At 70.0% G+C, this 22,271-nt stretch carries 23 protein-coding genes; 13 read left to right on the top strand and 10 right to left on the bottom strand.

Going from position 1 to position 22,271, the window contains the following annotated elements; genetic code table 11:
* Positions 1-146: 146 nt before the first annotated feature.
* Together Q0747_RS11130 and Q0747_RS11125 are read left to right on the top strand one after the other, a co-directional pair.
* Complete coding sequence (locus tag Q0747_RS11130; protein ID WP_298254617.1) at positions 147-2,558, top strand: FdhF/YdeP family oxidoreductase; 2,412 nt, start codon at positions 147-149, stop codon at positions 2,556-2,558.
* A gap of 94 nt (positions 2,559-2,652) precedes the next feature.
* Complete coding sequence (locus Q0747_RS11125) at positions 2,653-3,951, top strand: MFS transporter (protein WP_298254615.1); 1,299 nt, start codon at positions 2,653-2,655, stop codon at positions 3,949-3,951.
* Positions 3,952-3,955: 4 nt separating this feature from the next.
* Here Q0747_RS11125 and Q0747_RS11120 read toward each other — a convergent pair whose 3' ends face one another.
* On the bottom strand, positions 3,956-4,270 hold the full coding sequence (locus Q0747_RS11120) for a DUF6457 domain-containing protein (RefSeq protein ID WP_298254613.1): 315 nt from the start codon (positions 4,268-4,270) through the stop codon (positions 3,956-3,958).
* Positions 4,271-4,539: 269 nt separating this feature from the next.
* Here Q0747_RS11120 and Q0747_RS11115 point away from each other — a divergent pair, with 269 nt between their 5' ends.
* On the top strand, positions 4,540-5,742 hold the full coding sequence (locus Q0747_RS11115; protein WP_298254611.1) for an MFS transporter: 1,203 nt from the start codon (positions 4,540-4,542) through the stop codon (positions 5,740-5,742).
* Here Q0747_RS11115 and Q0747_RS11110 read toward each other — a convergent pair.
* Positions 5,696-6,787, bottom strand: a complete 1,092-nt coding sequence (locus Q0747_RS11110) for an AraC family transcriptional regulator (protein ID WP_298254609.1) — start codon at positions 6,785-6,787, stop codon at positions 5,696-5,698. The two genes, Q0747_RS11115 and Q0747_RS11110, sit on opposite strands and share 47 nt — an antisense overlap.
* Positions 6,788-6,821: 34 nt before the next feature.
* Here Q0747_RS11110 and Q0747_RS11105 point away from each other — a divergent pair, with 34 nt between their 5' ends.
* The 5 genes from Q0747_RS11105 (at position 6,822) to Q0747_RS11085 (ending at position 12,989) form a co-directional block, all read left to right on the top strand.
* Positions 6,822-8,333: an NAD(P)/FAD-dependent oxidoreductase gene (locus Q0747_RS11105; protein ID WP_298254607.1), complete on the top strand. Its 1,512-nt coding sequence runs from the start codon at positions 6,822-6,824 to the stop codon at positions 8,331-8,333.
* Positions 8,330-10,090, top strand: a complete 1,761-nt coding sequence (locus tag Q0747_RS11100; RefSeq protein WP_298254605.1) for an SDR family NAD(P)-dependent oxidoreductase — start codon at positions 8,330-8,332, stop codon at positions 10,088-10,090. The genes Q0747_RS11105 and Q0747_RS11100 overlap by 4 nt, the downstream gene beginning before the upstream one ends.
* 172 nt (positions 10,091-10,262) lie before the next feature.
* Positions 10,263-10,844, top strand: a complete 582-nt coding sequence (locus tag Q0747_RS11095) for a GAF domain-containing protein (protein ID WP_298254603.1) — start codon at positions 10,263-10,265, stop codon at positions 10,842-10,844.
* A 178-nt stretch (positions 10,845-11,022) separates the two neighbouring features.
* A complete protein-coding gene (locus tag Q0747_RS11090; RefSeq protein ID WP_298254601.1) occupies positions 11,023-11,907 on the top strand; it encodes an ABC transporter ATP-binding protein in 885 nt (294 codons plus the stop codon).
* Positions 11,904-12,989, top strand: a complete 1,086-nt coding sequence (locus Q0747_RS11085; RefSeq protein WP_298254599.1) for an ABC transporter permease — start codon at positions 11,904-11,906, stop codon at positions 12,987-12,989. Before Q0747_RS11090 ends, Q0747_RS11085 begins: the two co-directional genes overlap by 4 nt.
* On the opposite strand, the gene Q0747_RS11080 is transcribed toward Q0747_RS11085, so the two are convergent.
* The gene (locus Q0747_RS11080) at positions 12,986-13,996 is read right to left on the bottom strand and encodes an alpha/beta hydrolase (RefSeq protein ID WP_298254597.1); all 1,011 of its coding nucleotides are present in this window, start codon (positions 13,994-13,996) and stop codon (positions 12,986-12,988) included. The genes Q0747_RS11085 and Q0747_RS11080 overlap by 4 nt on opposite strands.
* 150 nt (positions 13,997-14,146) lie before the next feature.
* Here Q0747_RS11080 and Q0747_RS11075 point away from each other — a divergent pair, with 150 nt between their 5' ends.
* Complete coding sequence (locus Q0747_RS11075; RefSeq protein WP_298254595.1) at positions 14,147-14,707, top strand: GNAT family N-acetyltransferase; 561 nt, start codon at positions 14,147-14,149, stop codon at positions 14,705-14,707.
* A 78-nt stretch (positions 14,708-14,785) separates the two neighbouring features.
* Here Q0747_RS11075 and Q0747_RS11070 read toward each other — a convergent pair whose 3' ends face one another.
* The 3 genes from Q0747_RS11070 to Q0747_RS11060 are packed head-to-tail and all read right to left on the bottom strand — an operon-like array spanning position 14,786 to position 17,488.
* On the bottom strand, positions 14,786-15,658 hold the full coding sequence (locus Q0747_RS11070) for an ABC transporter permease (RefSeq protein ID WP_298254593.1): 873 nt from the start codon (positions 15,656-15,658) through the stop codon (positions 14,786-14,788).
* A 5-nt stretch (positions 15,659-15,663) separates the two neighbouring features.
* Positions 15,664-16,440: an ABC transporter permease subunit gene (locus Q0747_RS11065; protein ID WP_298254591.1), complete on the bottom strand. Its 777-nt coding sequence runs from the start codon at positions 16,438-16,440 to the stop codon at positions 15,664-15,666.
* Entirely contained in the window at positions 16,430-17,488 is a 1,059-nt protein-coding gene (locus Q0747_RS11060; RefSeq protein ID WP_298254589.1) for an ABC transporter ATP-binding protein, read from the bottom strand. Before Q0747_RS11060 ends, Q0747_RS11065 begins: the two co-directional genes overlap by 11 nt.
* A gap of 215 nt (positions 17,489-17,703) precedes the next feature.
* Here Q0747_RS11060 and Q0747_RS11055 point away from each other — a divergent pair, with 215 nt between their 5' ends.
* The 4 genes from Q0747_RS11055 to Q0747_RS11040 all read left to right on the top strand — a co-directional run bounded on the left by Q0747_RS11055 (position 17,704) and on the right by Q0747_RS11040 (position 20,787).
* Positions 17,704-18,741, top strand: a complete 1,038-nt coding sequence (locus Q0747_RS11055; RefSeq protein WP_298254587.1) for an isopenicillin N synthase family oxygenase — start codon at positions 17,704-17,706, stop codon at positions 18,739-18,741.
* A 159-nt stretch (positions 18,742-18,900) separates the two neighbouring features.
* On the top strand, positions 18,901-19,407 hold the full coding sequence (locus tag Q0747_RS11050; protein ID WP_298254585.1) for a carboxymuconolactone decarboxylase family protein: 507 nt from the start codon (positions 18,901-18,903) through the stop codon (positions 19,405-19,407).
* The gene (locus tag Q0747_RS11045; protein WP_298254583.1) at positions 19,404-20,414 is read left to right on the top strand and encodes a pirin family protein; all 1,011 of its coding nucleotides are present in this window, start codon (positions 19,404-19,406) and stop codon (positions 20,412-20,414) included. The genes Q0747_RS11050 and Q0747_RS11045 overlap by 4 nt, the downstream gene beginning before the upstream one ends.
* Before the next feature lie 22 nt (positions 20,415-20,436).
* Positions 20,437-20,787 carry a GNAT family N-acetyltransferase gene (locus tag Q0747_RS11040; protein ID WP_298254581.1) on the top strand — a complete coding sequence of 117 codons (351 nt, stop codon included), beginning with the start codon at positions 20,437-20,439 and terminating at the stop codon, positions 20,785-20,787.
* A 9-nt stretch (positions 20,788-20,796) separates the two neighbouring features.
* On the opposite strand, the gene Q0747_RS11035 is transcribed toward Q0747_RS11040, so the two are convergent.
* The 4 genes from Q0747_RS11035 to Q0747_RS11020 all read right to left on the bottom strand — a co-directional run bounded on the left by Q0747_RS11035 (position 20,797) and on the right by Q0747_RS11020 (position 22,239).
* Complete coding sequence (locus tag Q0747_RS11035; RefSeq protein WP_298254579.1) at positions 20,797-21,090, bottom strand: DUF3253 domain-containing protein; 294 nt, start codon at positions 21,088-21,090, stop codon at positions 20,797-20,799.
* On the bottom strand, positions 21,080-21,430 hold the full coding sequence (locus Q0747_RS11030) for a hypothetical protein (protein WP_298254577.1): 351 nt from the start codon (positions 21,428-21,430) through the stop codon (positions 21,080-21,082). Before Q0747_RS11030 ends, Q0747_RS11035 begins: the two co-directional genes overlap by 11 nt.
* A complete protein-coding gene (locus Q0747_RS11025) occupies positions 21,430-21,900 on the bottom strand; it encodes a DUF3817 domain-containing protein (protein WP_298254575.1) in 471 nt (156 codons plus the stop codon). The genes Q0747_RS11030 and Q0747_RS11025 overlap by 1 nt, the downstream gene beginning before the upstream one ends.
* Positions 21,901-22,041: 141 nt before the next feature.
* Positions 22,042-22,239, bottom strand: coding sequence for a CsbD family protein (locus Q0747_RS11020; RefSeq protein ID WP_298254573.1), 198 nt, complete (start codon positions 22,237-22,239; stop codon positions 22,042-22,044).
* Positions 22,240-22,271: the final 32 nt, after the last annotated feature.

Raw genomic sequence — 22,271 nt, 5'->3', positions numbered from 1 at the left:
CGCGTCGCCCGGATCGCGTCAACCCACCCCTTGACACGGCCGAGGCTTGCGATACTCTCCCTCCTCCTGCTAGGCCTAGTACAAACGACACGGTGGATCATCTGTCGAGGAGCGCCCGACACAGGGCACGGAAGAGGACGTTCGTCATGACGCGCAATGAAGCCCACGTAGAGGAAGTCGACGAGAAGGATCTCCACGTGGAGGACCGCCCGAAGGAATGGGCCGCCGGCGTTCCCGGTGTCTACCACTCCATGAAGCCCGCCGTCGAGCACATGGGCGTGGAGCGCACGGCCCGCACCGTGCTGAAGATGAACCAGAAGAAGGGCTTCGACTGCCCCAGCTGCGCCTGGCCGGACCCGCACAAGCGCAAGACCTTCGAGTTCTGCGAGAACGGCGCCAAGGCCGTCACCTGGGAAGCGGCACCGCTGGTCATCCCCACCGAGTTCTGGGCCGAGAACTCCCTCACCGAGCTCCGCGAGCGCTCGGAGTTCTGGATGGGCATGCAGGGCCGCCTCACCGAACCGCTCTACAAGCCCGAGGGTGAGGACCACTACCGGCCGGTCAGCTGGGACGAGGCGTTCCAGATCATCAGTTCCCGGCTGAACAGCCTCGACTCCCCCGACGAGGCCGCGTTCTACACGAGCGGCCGCGCGTCCAACGAGGCCGCGTTCCTCTACCAGCTCTTCGTCCGCGCCTACGGCACCAACAACCTGCCGGACTGCTCCAACATGTGCCATGAGTCCTCGGGCTGGGCCATGGGCCAGACCATCGGGATCGGCAAGGCGACCGTGACGTTCGACGACTACGCCGACGCGGACCTGATCATCCTCATGGGCCAGAACCCGGGCACCAACCACCCGCGTATGCTCACCGAGCTGGAGGCCTGCAAGCAGACCGGCGGGCAGATCGTCGCCGTCAACCCCCTCCCCGAGGCGGGCCTCAAGCGCTACAAGAACCCGCAGACCGTCCGCGGCGTCGCAGGCAAGGGCACCGAACTGGCGGACCAGTTCCTCCAGATCCGGCTCGGCGGCGACATGGCCCTGCTCCAGGCCGTGTCGAAGCGCGTCTTCGAGGCGGAGGCGAAGAACCCCGGCACGGTCCTCGACCACGCCTTCCTCGACGAGTACTGCGAGGGCCTCGACGAACTCCGTGAGTACCTGCTCAAGCTCGACGACGCCACCGTGGTGGAGGCCACCGGGCTCCGGATCGAGGAGATCGACGAGCTGGCCGCCCGCTACATCGCCGCCGACAAGGTGATCATCACCTGGGCGATGGGTATCACGCAGCAGCGGAAGGGCGTCGCGACGATCAAGGAGATCATCAACCTCCTCCTGCTGCGCGGCAACATGGGCAAGCCCGGGGCCGGTGCCTCACCGATCCGCGGGCACAGCAACGTCCAGGGCGACCGCACCATGGGCATCTGGGAACAGATGCCTGCCACCTTCATGGATGCCCTCGGCAAGGAGTTCGACTTCCAGCCGCCGCAGGAGCACGGCACGGACGCCGTGGAGACCATCAAGGCGATGACCGACGGACGCATCAAGGCTTTCATGGCCCTCGGTGGCAACCTGGTCTCCGCCATCTCCGACACCAATGTGGCGGAGAAGGCCTTCGAGAACACGGATCTGACGGTGCAGGTCTCCATCAAGCTCAACCGCTCCCACGTGGTGACCGGCAAGGAAGCGCTGATCCTGCCGTGCAAGGGCCGCACGGAGATCGACCGCCAGGCCACCGGCGAGCAGTTCGTCTCGGTCGAGGACACGGTCTGCGCCGTCCACCCGTCCTGGGGCAGCGTGGAGCCCGTCTCCGAGAACCTGCTCTCCGAGACGGCGATCATCAGCCGCCTCGCCCGGGCCACGGTCGGCGATCGCATCAACGCCGACTGGGAGGGCTTCGAGCAGGACTACGATCTCATCCGCCGGCACATCTCCCAGGTGGTGGAGGGCTGCGAGGACTACAACCGGAAGATCCGCCAGGACGGCGGCTTCGTGCTCCCCAACGGTCCACGGGACTCGCGGACGTTCAACACCCCGACGGGCAAGGCCGTGATCACGGTCAACGACCTGCACTACGTGGAGCGGCCGGAGGGCACGCTGATCCTCCAGACGCTGCGCTCGCACGATCAGTTCAACACCACCATCTACGGGCACAACGACCGCTACCGGGGCATCAAGAAGGGCCGCCACGTGGTGTTCATCAACCCGGAGGACATCTCCGAGCTGGGTCTGGAGGACGGGCAGAACGTGGATATCCACGGCGTGCACGACGACGGCGTCGAGCGTGTGCTCCGCGCCTTCCGCGTGGTCTCCTACCCCACGTCACGGGGCTGTGCTGCCGCCTACTACCCGGAGGCCAATGTGCTCGTGCCCCTCGACGAGGTGGCGCAGGGCAGCAACACCCCGCTGTCCAAGCAGGTCATCGTGCGCTTCGAGCCCAGTTCGCACCGCGCGCCGTCCGAGCACCACGCCGCCGCGACCTCCGAGGCGCCCCGGAACGAGCCGGACGGATTCGCGCCGGCCGACGCCGGCGCACCGGCCCGGGAGACCGCGAACGCCTGAGCGCGCCGCCCCTTCCCGGCTGGATCCTCTACCGGCGCATCCCCCGGTGCGCCGGTAGAGTTCTGTCGTCAGCACGCACAGCGGAAGGCGCCGGATGGAGCAGGACCAGGTGATGCACGGCCGGCCGACCCATCCGCCGGCCGATCCGCGGGAGCAGCAACGCCACGTGATCCGCGTGCTCGTCGTCGCCCAGGTCCTCGGCGGCATCGGTGCCGGGGCCACGCTGTCCCTCGGGGCGCTCCTCGCGGCCGAGCTCTCCGGGTCGAGTGCCTGGTCGGGCATGGCCGCGACCATGGCCACCCTCGGCGCCGCAGCCGCTGCGGTCCCCCTCGCCACACTCGCCCAGCGCAGGGGACGCAGTGTCTCCCTGTCCGCCGGTGCCGTGGTGGCCGGCTCGGGTGCCCTGCTGGCGATCACGGCGGCGTCCCTGTCCCTCTTCCCGCTGCTGCTCGCTGCGCTGGTCCTCCTGGGCGTCGGTTCGGCCACGGGTCTGCAGGCCCGCTTCGCCGCGACGGATCTCGCGTCCGAGCAGACGCGCGGCCGCAGCCTCGCCCTCGTGGTGTGGTCGACCACCATCGGCGCGGTCCTCGGCCCGAATCTCTTCGAACCCGGCGAGGCCGTGGCGGGGATCCTCGGCATCCCCGCGCTCAGCGGCGGCTTCGTCTTCTCCGCGGCGGCGCAGGTGGGAGCTGCCCTGCTGTACCGGCTGGGGCTGCGGCCCGACCCCCTGCTGACCGCGCTCCGGCTCCAGGCTGCCGAGCGCACCGACGGCGGTCCCGGGGTCGCTCCCGCGAAGCGGCGCGGTCTCGCCGTCCTCGCGCGCACCCCGGCCGCGCGCTACGCCGTGGTGAGCATCGCCGTGGCCCACGCGGCGATGGTCTCGCTCATGGCGATGACCCCGGTGCACCTCCACGATCACGGCGCCGGTCTCTCGGTGGTCGGTCTGACCATCAGCCTGCACGTGGCGGGCATGTACGCGCTGTCGCCGGTCTTCGGGTGGGTCGCGGATCGCGCCGGGACCACCCGCGGGATCCTGTGCGGCCAGCTGCTCCTGCTCGCCGCGCTCCTCACGGCCTGGCGCGGCGCGGAGTCCGAGGCCCTGGTGACCGTGAGCCTGGTCCTGCTGGGGTTCGGCTGGTCGGCCTGCATCGTCTCGGCGTCGGCCCTGCTCGCCGGTGCGGTCGGGGTCACCGAACGCGCACCGGCCCAGGGGTCCTCCGACCTGCTCATGAATCTCGCGGGCGCCACCGGTGGAGCACTCGCGGGGCCCGCCCTCGTGCTGCTCGGCTACGCGGGCCTCGGGCTCGTCGCGGCCGTTCCCGTCGCGGCCGTCCTGGGATGGACGCTCACACGACTGGTCGCGGCCCGCCGACGGGCACCTCTCGCCGGGTGAGCCCCTACTGGGCCGTGCCGGTCCAGCCTTGCTTCTCCTGCGCCTGCTCGTCCTTGTCGATGACGGCCAGCACCGTCCTCGTGGCCTTCTCGACGGCGGCACTCGCCTCGTCACGCCCCTCCGTGGTCACCGATCCGGCGGCGTAGCCGACCATGAAGGCGCTGATCGCCGCGGCGTCCTCGGACTTGTAGTGGGAGGACCGCTGCGTGAGCTCCAGGATCCGGTCATGGTCGAGTTCCAGATCGAGGATCTGGAGGGCCTGGGCCAGGGTGCGGCTCCACTCGGTGAGCGTGCGGCTTTCGTCGTCGTACGTGGTCATGGGGTTCCTCTGGTCGAGTACGGGCGGGAGCCGCAGCTGTGCGGGCACCTCTGCCTCAAGATGTAGCACCGAAAACGGAGTGCTTCAATGCACGCGGGCAGGTGGCCCGATCACCGCGACCCTTGACGCGCCCCGCCCCGGGTGCCACACCGCGTCGATCGCCGCTGCGCCGCCGCGCAGGTAGGGTGACCACAGGCCTGGGTCCCGCGCCGCAGCAGGCAGCGGTCCACGCCCCGCCCGCGCCTCCCGCCGACCGATTGGATCGTGAGATGTCCCTTGTGACCCGGAGGACCCCCGCAGGCCCCGCGCGGCTCGGGATGGCCTTCATCGGCGTGCTGCTCATCGCCGTCAATCTCCGGGTGTCCTTCATCAGCGTGGGCCCGGTACTCGGCAACATCAGCGGCGATCTGGGGCTCTCCAGCGCCGAGGCCGGCTTCTTCACGGGCCTGCCGCTCATCGCCTTCGCCGTCTTCTCCCCCGTGGCTCCCGTCTTCGCCGCCAAACTCGGCCTCGATCGGGCACTGTGGGTGTCGCTGCTGATCCTCGCGGCGGGCATCGTGCTCCGCTCCCTGCCGCTGCCCGGCGTCATCTGGGCAGGAACGGCCCTGATCGGGCTGGCGATCGCCTTCCTCAACGTGCTGCTGCCGGCCCTCGTGAAGCGCGACTTCCCCCTCCGGGTCAGCCAGGTCACCGGGATCTACACCGCGGCGCAGGCCACCGTGGCGGCGATCGGTGCCGCAGTCGTCGTGCCCGTGGCCCAGACCTCACCCGCCGGGTGGCGCCTGGCCCTCGGCATCTGGGTGGGCGTGGCGCTGATCGCCATGGCGGTGCTCCTGCCGTGGCTGCTCCGGCGTACCGGGGGCAGCAGCGGGGCGTCCGCCCCCGAGGCCCCGTACCGTTCCCCCTGGGCCTCGGCCCTCGGGTGGCAGGTCACGATCTTCATGGGCCTGCAGTCCATCTCCTACTACGTGCTGATGGCCTGGCTGCCCACCATCGAGCAGAGTCGCGGCGTCTCCGCGCCCACGGCCGGCGTCCACCTGTCCGTCTTCCTGCTCATCAGTGTGTTCGCCAGTCTCGTGGCCGGGGCTATCCTGCATCGCGGCTCGGACCAGCGGCTCATCTCCCTCGTCAGTTCAGTGCTCGCCGTGGCGACCTTCCTCGGACTGGCCTTCGTCCCGGGCCTGACCCTGCTCTGGGTGGTGCTGGGCTCCATCAGCTCCGGCTTCCTCATCGTGATCGCCCTCTCGCTGTTCAGCCTCCGGAGCGTCAACTACACCCAGGCGGGGTCGCTGTCCGGGATGGCGCAGTCGGTCGGCTACGGGCTCGCGGCCGTGGGTCCGGTGCTCTTCGGGGCCCTGCGCGATCTGAGCGGCGACTGGACGCTTCCCCTCGTCGTCACCGCCGGCATCATGGTGGTGCTCGCCGTCATGGGCGTGCTCGCCGGGCGGAACCGAGTGATCGGGGTGCGCTGACGCCCTGCACGACGCCTGCCCGCAGGCTGCTCGGGGTCCTGCCGTACCAGCGGTGTGCGCACCTGGTGAGCGCGGACTGCTCGGAGAGACCCACGAGGCCCGCGATCTGCTGCAGCGGCAGATCGGTCCGGGTGAGCAGCCGGTGCGCGGCGTCGCGGCGGGCGTCGTCGAGCAGCACCTCGAACGAGGTGCCCTCGCTCGCGAGTCGACGCTGGAGGGTCCGCGGGTGCATGCCGAGGAGCCGGGCGGCGGCGTCGATGCGCGGCGGGGCCGTGCCCAGCATCCGCTCGATCGAGATGCGGACCGTCGGCGCCACCACGCGACCCGGCTCGGGGAAATGGTGCCGCAGGTAGTCGAGGGCCATCTCCCGCAGGGTGTGGTTTACCGCCTGCAGCGGCCGGTCGAGCAGGCTCCGCGGCACCCGCAGCAGGGAGTCGTGCTGCCCGAAGCGGACCTCGGCGCCGAAGAATTCGGTGTAACGGCTCGTCGGGGCCTTGGGCAGATGGGACAGGTGCACCGAGTGGAGCGCGTACGGGCCGTCCACGAGGAACCGGAGCATGCGATGGACGAACGCCAGGATGGCGTCGCTCGCCTGCCGGGGCGGCGCCCCCGCGGAGGACCCGTAGCACAGGCCCACGTCGCCGGCCCTGCCCTCGGGGTCCGGCACGATGGAGAAGCGCAGGGCCGGACTGTGGAGGAAGAGGAACTGCGAGGCGCACTCCAGGGCCGCTCCCACCGTCGGGGAGTTCTGCACGGCCACGGCGAGCGGGCCGAGGATGCCGATGTCCTGGTACTCGGAGATGCGCAGTCCCAGATCCGGGCAGGGCAGCGTGCGGGCGGCGCCCTCGAGGAGCCTGGCCACCGCGACGTCGGAGACGAGGACGTCGTCGTCGTTGATCGCCTCCAGCGGCACGTGGTGGAATGCCGCGAGCGCCACGGCGTCCCCGCCGAACTGCTCGACGACGTCGCGGAAGCCGCGCATCCCGGCGGAGCGGATCACGGACCCCATGTCACCCAAGGGTAAATAGCTGTCGCGCGAAGTCAAGCGCACATACCTCCGACGCCGGAATACTGGGACCATGGACACTCTCACCGAACACCTCGACGTCGTGATCGTGGGCGCCGGACTCTCCGGTATCGGCGCGGCCTACCGCGTCTCGACCATGCTCCCGGGCAAGAGCTTCGCCGTGCTCGAGGCCCGCGACACCGTGGGCGGCACCTGGGACCTCTTCCGCTATCCCGGTGTCCGCTCCGACAGCGACATGTTCACCCTCGGCTACCCGTTCCGTCCGTGGACCGAGGCCAAGGCCATCGCGGACGGCTCCTCGATCCTCTCCTACGTCCGCGCCACCGCGGAGGACGAGCGGATCAGGGACAGGATCCGGTTCCGCACCAGGCTCGTCAGCGCCGCCTGGTCCTCGGAGGACGCCCGGTGGACGCTCGAGCTCGATGTGCGCGACGACGACGGCGCCACGGAGCGCCGCTCCGTGACCTGCGGTTTCCTCTACATCTGCAGCGGCTACTACAACTACGACCACGGCTACGAGCCCTCCTTCGAGGGTCTGGAGTCCTTCCAGGGGCAGATCGTCCGTCCGCAGTTCTGGCCCGAGGACCTCGACTACCGTGACAAGCGCGTCGTCGTGATCGGCAGTGGAGCCACCGCGATCACGCTCCTGCCCTCGATGGCGAAGGACGCCGCGCACGTGACCATGCTGCAGCGCTCCCCCACCTACGTCACGGCCGTGCCGAGCCGCGACACGTTCTCCGACGCGGCCAGGCGTTATCTGCCGGCCCGTCTCGCTCACCACGTGGCCCGCGCCAAGAACGTGCTGTTCACCCAGGCGTTCTACCAGCTGTGCCGCCGCCGGCCGGAGATCGCGAAGAAGATCATCCGCACGCAGACGGAGCGTATCGTCGGGGACGAGAAGCTCGTGGCCGAGCACTTCACCCCCGCGTACAACCCGTGGGACCAGCGCCTCTGCGTGGCACCGAGCGCCGATCTGTTCAAGGCCCTCAAGGCCGGGACGGCGTCCGTGGTCACGGACACCATCGACACGTTCACGCCCCACGGCATCCGCCTGGCCTCGGGGCAGGAGCTGGAGGCCGACGTGGTGGTCACCGCCACCGGGCTGTCCATGCTGCCCCTGGGAGGGGCCACCTTCACTGTGGACGGCGAGCCCGTGAATCTCGGCGACTCCTGGGTGTACCGGGGACTGATGGTCAGCGGCGTGCCGAATCTGGCGCTCTGCGTCGGCTACACCAACGCCTCCTGGACACTCCGGGCGGATCTCAGCTCACGCTACGTCTGCCGCCTCATCACCTACCTGGACCGCCACGGGCATCGCTACGGCGCGCCGTCCACGGACGGCGGGATGACGCCCCGGCCCATCCTCGACCTGACCTCCGGCTACGTGCAGCGCGCCGTCTCGGCGTTCCCCAAGCAGGGCGACAGGCAGCCGTGGACCATGCGCCAGAACTACCTGCTCGACGCCCCCACCGCCCTGCGCGGCAATCTCGCGAAGAACATGGTCTTCGACCGCCCGGCCTCCAGCGGCACGCCCGCACCCGAACTCCAGGAGATCCACGCATGAAGCCTGCACCGTTCCGCTTCGCGGGCGCCACCGCCGTCGTCACCGGCGCGGCGGGCGGCATGGGCGAGCATCTCGCCCGCGGGCTGGCCGAGCGCGGGAGCAGGCTGCTGCTCGTCGACCGCGACGCCGCGAACCTCGACGCCGTCGCCTCCTCCATCCGCGCCGCGTTCCCGGACACGTCCATCACCACGTTCGTGGCCGATCTGGCCGGGCGCGACGCCGTCGACGAGGTGGCCGCCGAGATCCTCGCCGCGACGGACACCGTGGACCTGCTGATCAACAACGCCGGCGTGGCCCTGGCCGGGATGTTCGACCAGATCACCATGGACGACTTCGACTGGGTCATGGCCGTGAACTTCCATGCGCCCGTGCTGCTCACCCACCACCTGCTGCCCCTCATGCGCCCCGGCGGCCACGTGGTGAACGTGTCGAGCCTGTTCGGCCTGGTGGCTCCGCGCGGGCAGACCGCCTACTCCTCGTCGAAGTTCGCGTTGCGGGGCTTCACCGAGGCGCTCCGCAACGAGCTGCTGCCCCGCGGCATCGGCACCACCTCCGTGCATCCCGGCGGCATCCGCACGAACATCGCGCGGAACGCCCGCCTCGGCGGCAATCTCGACGACGCCGCCAGCAGGAAGGCCCGGGCTGACTTCGACCGGCTCCTGACCTTCCCCGCCGACCGGGCGGCGGAGCTCATGCTGGAGGCGGTGGGGAACCGCACCCCGCGTCTGCTCATCGGCCTGAGCGCCAAGCTGCCCGACGTCGTCGCCCGGGTGGCGCCGCTGTCCTTCGACACGCTGCAGCGCCGGCTCGCGGCTCTCTCCCGCCTGCCGGGAGCGCTGCGCCGGGGTTCCGGGACCGGCCGCGGGAGCGGCCCGGCCGACCCCGACGGCGTGCTGGGAGACGGCTACCTTCGGGTGGCCGGCGTGAAGGTCCGCTACCGGGACGAGGGAGTCGCGGAGAAGACCCCCGTGCTCCTGCTGCACGGGATCGGGCGCAGCCTCGAGGACTGGGAGGGCCTCTACGACCGCCTCGCACAGGACCACCGCGTCATCAGCGTGGACCTGCCGGGCTTCGGCCTCTCGGAGCGCACGCAGGGGAAATACTCCATGGAGACGCTGGCCCGCTTCGTGCTCGCCGTGCTCGACACCCTCGGGGAACGCCGGCCGCTGCACGTGGTGGGCAATTCCCTCGGCGGGGCGGTCGCCATGAAGCTCAGCGCCCTGGCCCCCGAGCGTGTCCGGAGCCTGGTGCTCGCGAACAGCGCCGGTTTCGGCAGGGAGGTCACCATCGCCCTGCGCCTGCTCGCCGTCCGCCCCGTGGGCAGGGTGCTCATGCGGGACAAGTCGCGGAAGGCCGCCTACCGCACCGAGCGGGCCCTGTTCTACGACAAGGTCTTCGTCACGGAGGAACGCCTCGACCACGCGCAGGCGGTGGGGCGGAACCCCGGGTACGACGACGTCATGCTCGCCGTCGCCGGGCACCTGGGGACCTTCGGCGGGGTGCGTCGTCGCTGGCGGACCGAACTCCTGCGCCGTGTGGCAGCCCAGCGCAAGCCCACCCTGGTCGTCTGGGGCGACGAGGACCGCGTGCTCCCGGCGTCGCACCTCGAGCACGCCCGCGCCGCGTTCCCGCACGCCGAGTTCCACCTGTTCGAGAAGTGCGGGCACATGCCGCAGATCGAGCGGGAGGACGAGTTCGACGCGCTGGTGCGACGCTTCGTCGCCAAAGCCGACGCGGACGCCGCCGCGCGCGTCTGATCGTGCCGGGGTGCTCCGGTCTGCTCCTGTGCTCCCGTGCTTCCGTGCTCAGCCGTGACATAGCCGACACCCCCGGTTACCGGCTCGGTCGTGGCGGGTGCCGTACCGTCGGAGATCATGGGGACCAGCCGACGCCCTCGCCACCACCCGCTTGCCAGGACCTGAGACGACGATGAGACCAGCGAGGACCACCTGCAGTGAGGTCCACCCCGAGGACGATGCTGCCCTACCCGACGGCACCGGTGCGGCGTCACCGGCCCACGCGGGTCGCGGCGCCCGGTCGGAGGCGGAGAAACTGCGCCTGCTCTCCGTCGAACGGTCGCAGGTTCTCGAGGTGGAGGATGCCGAGCGCTTCGACCGGATCGTCCGCTACGCGCGTGAGATCTTCCAGGTCAGCTCGGCCAGTATCGGTGTGATCACCGCCGACCAGCAGATCCTGTTCTCGGTGACTGGACCCCTGTCCCGCAGCGTGGACCGTGGCGATGCGCTGTGCAACGTGACGATCCAGGACGAGCATCTCCTCGTCGTCGAGGACACGCACGAGGATCCGCGCTTCAGTGCCAACGCACTCGTCACGGGTGATCCACGCATACGGTTCTATGCCGGGTGCCCCCTGCGTGGGCCCGGCGGCTGGCTCATCGGCACGCTGTGCGTGATCGACCAGCGGCCGCGTGCCTTCACCGCCGAGGACCAGCGGGTGCTCCGCTCCCTGGCTGCACAGGCCGAACTCGAACTGAACACCCCTCCCGCCTGAAGGGCGCTCGTGACACCGGGAGCCAGCGGTACCGACGCCTCCAGGGCGTGTCTCCCGTGGATCGGATGCGCGAGGCGCGATGCTGGGGAGGGTGCATCCGGTGGGCTCGCTGCTGCGGGGGTGACGCTGTGACATCGTCGTCGTGCCGACAGTGCGCACGACATCAGGAGGTGGGGGCATGCTGCAGTTGACCGGGGTCACCAAGAGCTACGGCGAACACCGCGTGCTCGACGACGTGGCGTTCACCATCGACGACGGTCGCCTGACGGGTTTCGTCGGCGGCAACGGCGCCGGCAAGACGACGACGATGCGGATCATGCTCGGCGTGCTCTCCCGCGACTCCGGTGAGGTGACTCTCGACGGCGCGCCGCTCACGGACGGCGACCGCCGCAATTTCGGCTACATGCCCGAGGAACGCGGCCTGTACCCGAAGATGAAGGTGCTCGAGCAGATCGTGTACCTCGCCCGCCTGCACGGCTTCTCCAGGGCGGACGCCACCACCCGCGCCACAGCCCTGCTCGAGGAGCTCGGGCTCGGTGAACGCCTCAGGGACAGTGTGGAGACCCTCTCCCTCGGCAACCAGCAGCGCGCACAGATCGCCGCGGCACTCGTCCACGACCCGAAGGTCCTCATCCTCGACGAACCGTTCTCCGGCCTCGATCCGCTCGCGGTCGACGTCGTCGCCGGGGTGCTCCAGACCCGAGCGGCCCGGGGCGCGGCCGTGCTCTTCTCCTCGCACCAGCTCGACGTCGTCGAACGGCTCTGCGACGACCTCGTGATCATCGCCGGCGGAACGATCCGTGCCGCAGGTACTCGTGACGGGCTACGCGCCGGGTTCTCCTCGCGCCGCCTGGAGCTCGTGCTCGGCGGCGATGCCGGATGGCTGCGGACCGAGCCGGGGGTGGACGTCGTCGAGCTCGACGGCGGGTACGCGATCTTCGACGCCGACAGCGACGAGACGGTGCAGCGTGTGCTGCGCCGCGCGATGGAGTCGGGGGACGTCGCGAGTTTCGCGCCCCGCCACCCGTCCCTCGCCCAGATCTTCAAGGAGGTCATCCAGTGAACACCCGGTCCTTCACCCAGAGCGTCTGGCTGGTCACCGAGCGCGAGGTCGGCTCGAAGCTGCGCAGCAAGGCCTTCCTCATCTCGACCGGCCTCCTGTTCGCGCTGGCCCTGATCGGGGTGATCTGGGGCGGCGTCGCCGCGGACTCCGACTCCCGCACGCCCGTCGCCGTGAGGCCGGGGACCGCAGCGGTGGTTGCCCAGCTCGACGACGTCATCGAGACCACCGAGGTGGCGAGCGTCGCCGAGGCACGCGATCTCGTCTCCTCGGGCGACGTCGACGCCGCCCTCGTCCCCGGCGGCGCCGAACCGTTCGGGTACACGCTCATCGCCGAGGACAGCGTCCCGACCACGCTCCTGGCGATGCTGAGCGTCTCCCCTGAGGTCGAGCTGCTGACCACGGATGCCGTCGACGAACAGCTCCGCTACTTCGTGGCCCTCTTCTTCGGCCTGGTCTTCTTCGTCGCGGCGCTGACCTTCGGGACGACGATCGCCTCCAGTGTCGTGGAGGAGAAGCAGACACGCGTCGTCGAGCTGCTCATCTCCGCCATCTCGACGCGTGCTCTCCTGGCAGGCAAGGTACTCGGCAATACGATCCTCGCGATGGGCCAGATCCTGGGACTCAGCGCCATTGCGGTGATCGGTCTCGCGGTCACCGACCAGGGCGAACTGCTCGACGGCATCGGCGCGCCGCTGGCATGGTTCGCCGTCTTCTTCCTGTTCGGGTTCATCCTGCTCGCGGCGTTGTACGCGGCGGCCGGTGCGATGGTCTCGCGGCAGGAGGACATCGGGGCCACCACGACGCCGCTGACCCTCCTCGTCATGGCGCCGTACTTCCTGGTGATCTTCTTCAACGACAATCCCGTGGTGATGGCGGTCCTGTCCTACGTACCGTTCTCGGCGCCGGTCGGCATGCCCGTGCGCATCTTCGTCGACGAGGCGCAGTGGTGGGAGCCGCTTCTGTCACTGGTGATCCTGCTCGCGACCTGCGTCGCCGCGATCGTCGTCAGTGCGAAGATCTACCAGAACTCCATCCTGCGCATGGGCGCCCGGGTGAAGCTGGCAGATGCACTGAGGACCTAGCGCAGGTCACTCCGGCCCTCAGCGGCGTCCGCCTGCGGCACGGCGGGGACGTAGGCCGCCTGCCAGCGCTCCAGCTCGGCGAAGAACGCGGACCGCACCGGTTCCGGCGAGAGCGTCAGATCGTGGATCCCGCCGGTGATCCGCACCAGGGTGACGAGTCCGCCCAGCTTCGGGGTGCGGCGCGCTATCTGGCCGACGTCGAGCACCACGTCCGTGGAGGAGACGCGGCCCGGTTCCCGGGCTGGGTTCGAGCTCGCGTCGGAGCAGGCCACGAACACCGGGCAGTCGATAGCGAGACCGCGATTGAGCCGTGCGTGCCCGGCGCGGATGGCCCGCAGCCAGCCAGCGACCACGGGAAAACCCCGGTGCGGCTTCCAGGCGAGATCGTAGTCCCACTCGCCGCCGGACTCCCGGTGCAGAAAGCGCCCGTAGGCGGATCCGAGGGAGCTGACCACGGTCTTCGGCTTCAGCGTGCCGAGCTTGCGCACCGCGAGGGTGCCGACCGTGCGCTGGAGGAAGCCCGCGTTGAGATCGAACCACGGACTGTTGAGCACCAGCGCATCGACGATGCCGTGCCCGCGCCGGTCGTGGGCCCACAGCGAGGTCACCAGGCCGCCGGTCGAGTGGCCCATGACCACCAGGACGTCGTGGCCCTCCTCCTCGCGGATGATCCGGGCTGCGGCGTCCAGCTCCTCGTCGTAGGCCTCGAGTTCCGTGATGTAGTTGGGGCTCTGGTGCCCACGCAGCGAGCGCCCGTACTTCCGCAGGTCCAGGGCGTAGAAGTCGAACCCGGCTTCCAGCCAGGCGTCGGCGAGATGCTGCTGGAAGAAGTAGTCCACGAAGCCGTGCACGTAGAGGACGGCGCGGCGCGATCCTCCCGGCAGCACCCGGCGCACCAGCGTGGCCACAACCTCGCCCTCGTCGTCGGGCCGCAGCGGGATGGTCCGTGCCTCGTAGTCGCCACCCAGGACGTCCGGTCCGTACGTGTGCTGCCGTGTGGTCGTCATCGATCGTGGTCCTCCCTGACCTGATTCACGCAGTGCCCCGCCCGGCACAGCCGTCACTGCCGGGCCTCCGGGTCCAGTCTCGCACCGGTTTCGCGTGACGCCGGGCCCATCCGCTCCGAGCCACGCCTCCATGGCCCCTAGATTGGGATCATGAGCATCCGGATCACGACGGCGACAGCGGACGACGCCGAGGCGCTGGCCGAGTGCGCCGCGATCACCTTCCCCCTCGCCTGCCCTCCGGAGTCGCGCCCCGAGGACATCGAGCGGCACATCGCCACGCACCTCTCGGCCGCGCGCTTCACCGCCCTGGTGGACCTGCCCGGCCACACGATCCTCTGCCTCCGGGAGGACGCGCGGGTCCTGGCATGGAGCATGGTGGTCCTCGACCAGCCCGCTGACACGGATGTGCTCGCCGCCCTGTCCCTCTCCCCCGTGGTGGAGCTGAGCAAGTTCTACGTCCGTCCCGAGCAGCACGGGCGGGGGACGGCCGCCGCGCTCATGGCGGCGACACTGGAGCTCGCTGCGCGCTCAGGGCTGCCCGGGGTGTGGCTCGGCGTGAACCAGGAGAATCCCCGTGCCATCCGCTTCTACGAGAAGAGCGGCTTCCGGATCGTCGGCACCAAGCGGTTCCGGCTCGGGGACCGGTTCGAGGACGACTACATCCTCGAGCAGTCGTTGGCCCTGGCCCCGCGAGTGGTCACCGCCGATTGATCCGGTCGGCTTCCATGGTGACCTGGCCGCCGGTGGGAGCACGGGTGACGTCGTCCCGATGCAAGTGCCCCCAGGAGCTCAACCGTGGAGATCGGCGCGCTGGCGGAAACCGAGGAACCCGGCGCCGCTCACCGCGACGGCGACGCCCACCATGACCGCAGCCAGTCCGCCGTCGACGCCGTCGACGACGGGCACGTTGCCGCTGTAGGGATACCAGAGATTGACCTTGGCCCACCCGGTCAGCGCGTCGTCCAGCGGCAGGAAGGTCGCGAGGACGAACGAGACGGCTGCGACCCCTGCGGTGATCGCCGAGCTCAGGCGCCGGTCGCCGAGCAGAGCGCCGAGGGTGAGAGCTATCGCCGCGTACATCAGGCCGAACAGGAAGACCCAGAGTGCGGAGGATGCCAGGGCTCCGATGCCGATCCCCATGTCGCCGATCGCGTTGCCGATGACCATCCCGAGGAACATCGCGACGCTGACCAGCAGCAGGTGCGTCACCACGGCAGCGGTCTTGGCCGCGAGGAAGGTGGTACGACCGACCCCGGAGGACAGGACCAGCCCGAGGGTGCGTGCCTGCTCCTCACCTGCCGTCGCCGCTCCGGCGGAGATGATCGCCGCGGCGATGAGGAAGCCCGGAGCGAGGATCGAGAGCATTTCCGCGTGGAGCCATCCCTCGGGTGTGCCGATGGAGAGCCCTCCCAGGATCTGGTCGAAAGCAGCGGGCAGGTTCCGGGCCAGATCCGCGAAGGTGTCGCGCAGGGGCGGCCAGAGGGCGCCGACGCCCGCGCCGATGGCCAGACCGTAGACGGCCAGGACGGCGACGAGCACCAGCCTGTCGCCGACGGCGCGGGCCCAGATCGTGGCGAAGTGCCTGCCGACCGAACGGGCCGGTCCGCGACCACCGCCGGAGGTGCTGTCGCGAGTGGCCGGCGTGGTGGGTGCTGCGGTCATGAGGTTCATCCCTTCAGATCGCGGCGGTTCACGGCGACGAGACCGGCGACCAGTGCGACGACTGTGATGGCTGCGAAGACACCCAGGTGGGAGGGATCGATCCCGTTGCGCAGCGGATCACTGCCCAGGGCGTAGTGCCACGGGCTGAGCCGCGCCCACTGCTCCAGACCGGCGAGTGGCAGCATGGCCGAGGTCAGATAGGAGATGACCGCGAGGCCGCCTGCTGTTCCGGAGGCCAGCTCGGGACGGCCGGTGGCTGCTCCGACCGCGAGGGCCACGGCGGCGAAGGCCAGGGCGAGCATCACCAGATGGGTGCTGCCGGCCGCCAGAGCACCTGCGGTCAGCTCGGAATCGAAGACGAGCGCGGCCACTGTCATCCCGCCCCAGAAGAGCCCGGCGATGACGACCAGGCTCAGGAGGAGGCTGCAGGCCTTCGCAAGGAGGAGACTCCGCCGAGTCACCGGTTGAGCCGACAGGACGGCCATGGTGCCCTCGCGCTCCTCGCCCGCGAAGAGGCCGGCTCCCGCGATGATGCCGTAGGCGACCAGGGCGATCGGTGCCACCAGGGTGAAGATCTCCCCCACCACGTAGCCGCCCGGTGAATCGCCGCCGATGAACGCCGTCAGTGCCTCGGGCATGGAGGCGGTCAGGGAGTCGAGGGCGGAGCCGAGGCTGCCGGAGACAGCGAGCCCGAGGAAGGCGAAGGCGGCGAGGGTCCCGCCGAGGACGCCGGTCGGGACCGCCCGTTGCCGACTCTCGTGCCGCAGTACCTCAGCGAACACGGCGTCCCGCCCTGGGTGCCGATGCTGTCGCGGTCCGGGCCGGTGGCACCGGGGCGGGTGGATCGTCGGAACGGTAGAAGGCCAGGAAGATCTCCTCGAGATCCGCGTCCCGGGAGTGGAGATTGGTCACCTCATGGACCAGGGCCGCCTGCAGGACGTCGTTGACGCTCCCCTCGTAGGCGATCCTGGCGTGGACGCCGTCGATCTCGGCGTCCCGTACACCGGCGACGCCCTCGAACATGTCGGCCGGGACCGGCTGGTCGAACTCGAAGTCCAGCCGTCGGATGGCCTTGCGCTTGAGCTCGTCCACCCGCTCGACGACGACGAGCTTCCCCCGCCGGATGATCCCGACGCGGTCCGCGACGCGTTCCACCTCGGAGAGGGTGTGGGAGGACAGGAAGACGGTGCGACCGGCAGCGCGTACCTCGCGCAGCATCTCGTGGAAGGTCTGCTGCATGAGGGGGTCGAGGCCGGCATTGGGCTCGTCGAGGATGAGCAGCTCGGGACGGTGCATGAAGGCCTGGATGAGACCGATCTTCTGCCGATTACCCGTCGAGTAGTCCCCGACCTTCTTCCCGAGATCGGCCTCGAGCCGTTCGGCCAGTTCCAGCACGTAGGACCAGTCCACATTTCCGCGCAGGCGTGCGAAGTACTGCAGCGTCTGGGTGCCGGTGAGCTTCGGGTAGAGCGCCAGATCGCCGGGGATGTAGCCGATGCGTCGGTGGATCTCGAGCGAGTCCGGACCCACCTCGAGGTCCAGCACGCGCGCGGATCCGGAGGAAGGCCGCAGCTGGTCCAACAGCATCCTGATGGTCGTGGATTTTCCCGCACCGTTGGGTCCGAGGAATCCGAAGATCTCTCCGCGGCCGATCTCCAGGTCCAGCTCCTCCACGGCGGTGAAGTCCTTGAACTGCTTGGTCAATCCGGCGGTGGCGATGACCGCCGGACCCGATGCACCCTGCAGCTCCTCCGGTGTGGTGCGCACCGGCCCGCGATCGACGTCGGAGGCTGCTGCGTCGACCTCGTCACTCTCGACCTCGTCACTCACTGCGCGCTCCTCGCTGGGCGTGGAACCGGGTGCTCACACGTGGCGTCTCGTCGCCGCCTCGTCGGTGGCCTCGAGACTCTTCATAGTGTCCACCACATCAAGGGAGGAGTGAAGGGGCGCGGGCCACGACGCACGGCCGGTCGGACCGATGTGCGGCGCAACACGGCGTAATGCAAAGGAGCCACCATCCGGGGACCGGGCGTAGCCTCCTGCGCATGCTGCACACCCCGAGATCGATCCCCACCCTTGACCTCAGTACCGCGCGTTCGGCCGATGGCTCCTTCACCCCGGAGTTCATCGAGGACCTGCGTGCCGCCGCACACACCGTCGGCTTCTTCCATGTGGTCGGCTACGGCGCCGCCCCCACCCAGGTCGACGACCTCTTCGACGTCACCCGCCGGTTCTTCGAGCTGCCGCTCGAGCAACGCCTCGCGATCCACAACCGCACCTCGCCCCACTTCCGCGGCTACGCCGGCCTGGGGACCGAGATCACGCGCGGCCGCCCCGATGCCCGCGAGCAGATCGACTTCTCCCCCGAACGCGCACCCGTGGCCGAGTACCCGGCGGACGAACCGTACTGGCTCCTGCAGGGTCCCAATCTGTGGCCCCGCGAGACCCTGCCGGAACTCGAGGACCGGGCGATGGCCTGGGCCGACCTGATGTCGCAGGTGGGTGCCGAGCTGCTGTCGGCGATCGCCGTCGCCCTGCACCTGCCCGAGGACCACTTCGCCGAACCGTTCGCCGAGACCCCGGCGTGGATGGCGAAGCTCGTCCACTACGTGGGCGGGGTGGTCGACGAGGCAGGATCGCAGGGCGTCGGCGCCCATGCGGACTACGGCTTCGTGACGCTGCTGCTGCAGGACGAGGTGGGCGGACTGGAGGTACTCCCCCACGGCACGGACACCTGGGTTCCCGTCACTCCGGTCCCCGGAGCGCTCGTGGTGAACCTGGGCGAGATGCTCGAGGTGGCCACCGAGGGGTACCTCGCGGCCACCGTCCACCGCGTCACCGCTCCTGCCCCCGGCGTGGACCGCTACGCCATCCCGTTCTTCTGGTCACCACGCCTCGACGCGGTGATCGAGCCGGTTCCCCTCACCGATGAACTGAGGGCCTCCGCGCGCGGTGTCTCCGACGACCCGGAGAACCCGATGCTCTCCTCCTACGGCTCCAACGTGCTCAAGGGCCGCGTCCGCGCGCACCCGGATGTCACCGAGCTCCACCACCCGGAGCTCCTCGCGCGCCGGACCGACTGATCCCCGCCGTCGGGTGAAGGCCCACGTCTGAAGCCCGCGCCCGGGTCGGCCGGCACCGGACCGTGCCCCGTTCCCGAAGTCGCACCGGGTGAGACAGACTGGGAGGAGCACCGGACGTGGCCTGTGCTCCTCCCTCGACCGGTCGACGTGAGGAGCAGCATGACAGGCAAGGATCTTTTTCTGGACAAGTCGGACCCCGCCAGCTGGAGGGCGCTGAACGGACTGGCGCTCAAGGTCGCCGAGGCGGCCGAGGCGGCCGGTCTCCCGCGGTCGCTCATCGAACTGGTCAACGTCCGGATCTCCCAGCTCAACGGCTGTGCCTTCTGCCTCGACCTGCATGTCCGTCTTGCGCGCCAGGCGGGGGCCAGCGAGCAGCAGGTCGCCGTCCTTCCCGCCTGGCGGGAGACCACGGTGTTCTCGCCCACCGAGCGTGCGGCCCTCATCATCGGGGAGGCCGCCACGGAACTTCCCGACCACGCGCGGCTCCAGGCGGAGCTGGCTGCGGCGCGGGAGGAACTCACCGACGAGCAGTTCTCGGCCCTCCGGTGGGCCGCCGTGACCATGAATGCCTTCAACCGGGTCTCGATCCTCAGCGGGCACCCCGTGCGTCAGCGGCCGGCAGCAGGCAAGGACACCACACAGACGGCAGCAGCGGACGCATCATGAGCAATCTCGAAGTAGCTCCCGAGGAGACACTGTGCCGGCAGCAGGGGCACCCCGACGGCGTGGAGGTGCTGCCCCCGCGCGACGTTCCCCTCGGCGGCCCCCGCGCCATGCCCGTCCGCCGGACCCTGCCGCAGCGGAAGCGCAGCCTGATCGGCTCCTGGTGTTTCCTGGACCACTACGGCCCCGACCCGGTCTCCACCTCCGGCGGGATGAAGGTGGCCCGGCATCCGCATACCGGGCTCGCCACGGTCAGCTGGCTGTTCTCCGGGAAGATCGACCACCGGGACTCGGCCGGGAACACCGCGACCGTCGAACCGGGCGCGGTCAATCTCATGGTCGCCGGTCGCGGGATCTCCCACCAGGAACTCTCCACCGCCGATACCGCGGTGCTGCACGGCGCGCAGCTCTGGTTCGCACTGCCCGAGTCCACGCGTCACATGCTGCCGACCTTCGAACGCTTCGCCCCGGAGCCCGTCCGCCTCGGCGGGGCGGAGCTGAAGGTCTTCCTCGGCTCGCTCGCGGGGTCCACCTCGCCCGTGGAGACCTACACCCCGCCCCTCCTCGCCGCCGAGGCCGTGATCAGGGCCGGCGAGACCCTGGAGCTGGAGCTGGATCCCTCCTTCGAGCACGGCATCCTCCTCGACACCGGGGAGCTGACCCTCAACGGCTCCGCCGTTCCGGTGGACCACCTCGCGTATCTGCCCACCGGGCACTCCCGTCTGATCCTGGAAGCGCACGGGTCCCCCGTACGGGTGCTCATCCTGGGCGGGGAGCCCCTCGGGGAGCAGATCGTCATGTGGTGGAACTTCGTCGGCCGGTCCCACGAGGAGGTGGTCGCCTACCGGGCAGCGTGGCAGGCCGAGATCGGCGCCGAACCGACTTCGTCCCCGGACGAGGCGCCCGGGGGGATCCCGCCGCACCTCCGCTTCGGTCCGTTCCCGGAGGGAACCCCGGCACCGCTGCCCGCCCCCGTCCTCCCCAATGTCCAGCTGCGACCTCGCGGCTAGTCACAGCCCACCAGGAGTTTCCATGGAACCGAAGAGCACCCCGACCGTCGAACACGCCGCGGCGAAGCACTGCTACGAGATCCTCGACGACGGCACAGCGATCGGCAGGACCGAGTACGTGCCCGCCGACGGCGGCGAGGAGAAGGACCGGATTTTCTACCACACCGAGGTCGACGACGCCTACGCCGGCCAGGGACTCGCGTCGATCCTGGTCAGGCAGGCCCTCGACGACACCATCGCTGCCGGTCTGACGATCGTTCCCGTCTGCCCGTACATCAAGACGTGGTTGAAGAACCACGAGGAGTACCAGCAGCACGCCTCGCCCGTGCGGCGCGAGCATCTGCAGGCCGTCCGGCAGCTCGCCGGGAGCTGAGCCGAACCGTCACCGGGCGGGTGCGCCGCCCGGTCCGTCGGACCGACCCGTCTCCACCCAGCGGATGCGGATGGGACCGCGTGCGTCGGCGTCCACCGGGTCGCCGCCCTGCGTGACCTCGACCAGTCCCGCCCCGGCGAGGTCGAAGGAGATGCGCCGTGCTGCGGGCATCAGCTCCCGCCACTGCGGGCCGCCGATGCTGCGCGCGGCCTCGGACGGGCACAGCGTCTTCCCCTGACCGCGGTACTCCGCCATCCGCAGGATCTCCGCGCGCAGGGCGCCGGGAACGGGCTCACTCGTCATCGGGGCTCCCGGAGGACCCGGGAGGCTTCGGGCGAAGTGCCTCGAGCTCCTCGAGCGCCGCCGTCCATCGCGCCTCGCGCTGGGCCGCCGACTGCTCCCACCACGGCGTGCCCCGCTCGCCGAGGCCTTCCTTGGCGAGCTGGACGGTGCGCCGTGCCCGCGGAAGGGCACCGCCGGCGTCGCCCTTGGCGCTGTTGCGCACGCCGGAGCGCCCCCGTCCGAGGTGGGACATGAGCCGGATCCTCACCTCCTCGGGCAGGGATGGATCGGTCTTCCGCCAGCGGCGTCCGCTGTGGAGGAAGAACCGCTCGTCGTCCGTGGTGCCACCGAGATCACTCATCAGGAACCCTCACCTCCCCAGGACCCGGGCGGGCCGAGCATCAGCAGGACGCTGAAGACCACACCGACGCCCACGACGGCGACCAGCAGTGCCACGAGCGGACTGCGCAGTACCCAGGCCTGCAGTTTCTCGGGGACCGTCGCGGGAGCCTCCGCTCCGGGGCCCAGACGCCAGGTGTCGCTGAGCTGCCCGCGGCGTTCGATCCGCCGTTCGAAGGGGATGGTCGCGAACGGGATCACCGCCGAGGCCAGGCCGAGCACCCCGGTGCTCGCCGGCCAGCGCTGGTTGATCCAGACGAAGACGGTCGTGACCACGAAGCACAGGAAGACGAACCCGTGCACGGCTCCTGCGGGTGGCACGAGCGCCTCGGTGGTGCGCGTGACGTACTTCAGGAACATTCCCAGCAGCAGGAACGCCCACGTCACCACCTCCGCGAGGGCGACGGAGCGGAAGAGCGTGCGGGGATTCATCGGTACTCCTGGTGATCGGGTCTCCCCCGATTGTTCCATTCTTCCCGGAGCCCCCTCGCCGCTCGGGCCCCGGACACAGCGAGAAGCCCGGACACAGGGAGGGCCCCGCACCGCTCGGTACGGGGCCCTCCCTGCGCAGGACTATTTGCGCTTGAAGGCGTCCGAGACGTTCGTCGCCGCGTCCTTCACGTTCTCCCCGGCCTGCTTGCCGGACGCCGAGGCCTGGTCGCCCTGGCCCTCGGCCTTGAGATCGTGGTTGTCGGTCGAATCGCCGACGGCCTCCTTGGCCTTGCCCGAGAGTTCCTCGGCCTTGTTCTTCGCCTTGTCGATGAAGCTCATGCACGCATCCTTTCCTCGTCACTGCTGGTCGG

This window comes from uncultured Arthrobacter sp., from assembly GCF_947493765.1.
Classification (GTDB): domain Bacteria; phylum Actinomycetota; class Actinomycetes; order Actinomycetales; family Micrococcaceae; genus Arthrobacter_D.
This window is presented reverse-complemented; position numbering and strand designations above follow the sequence as displayed.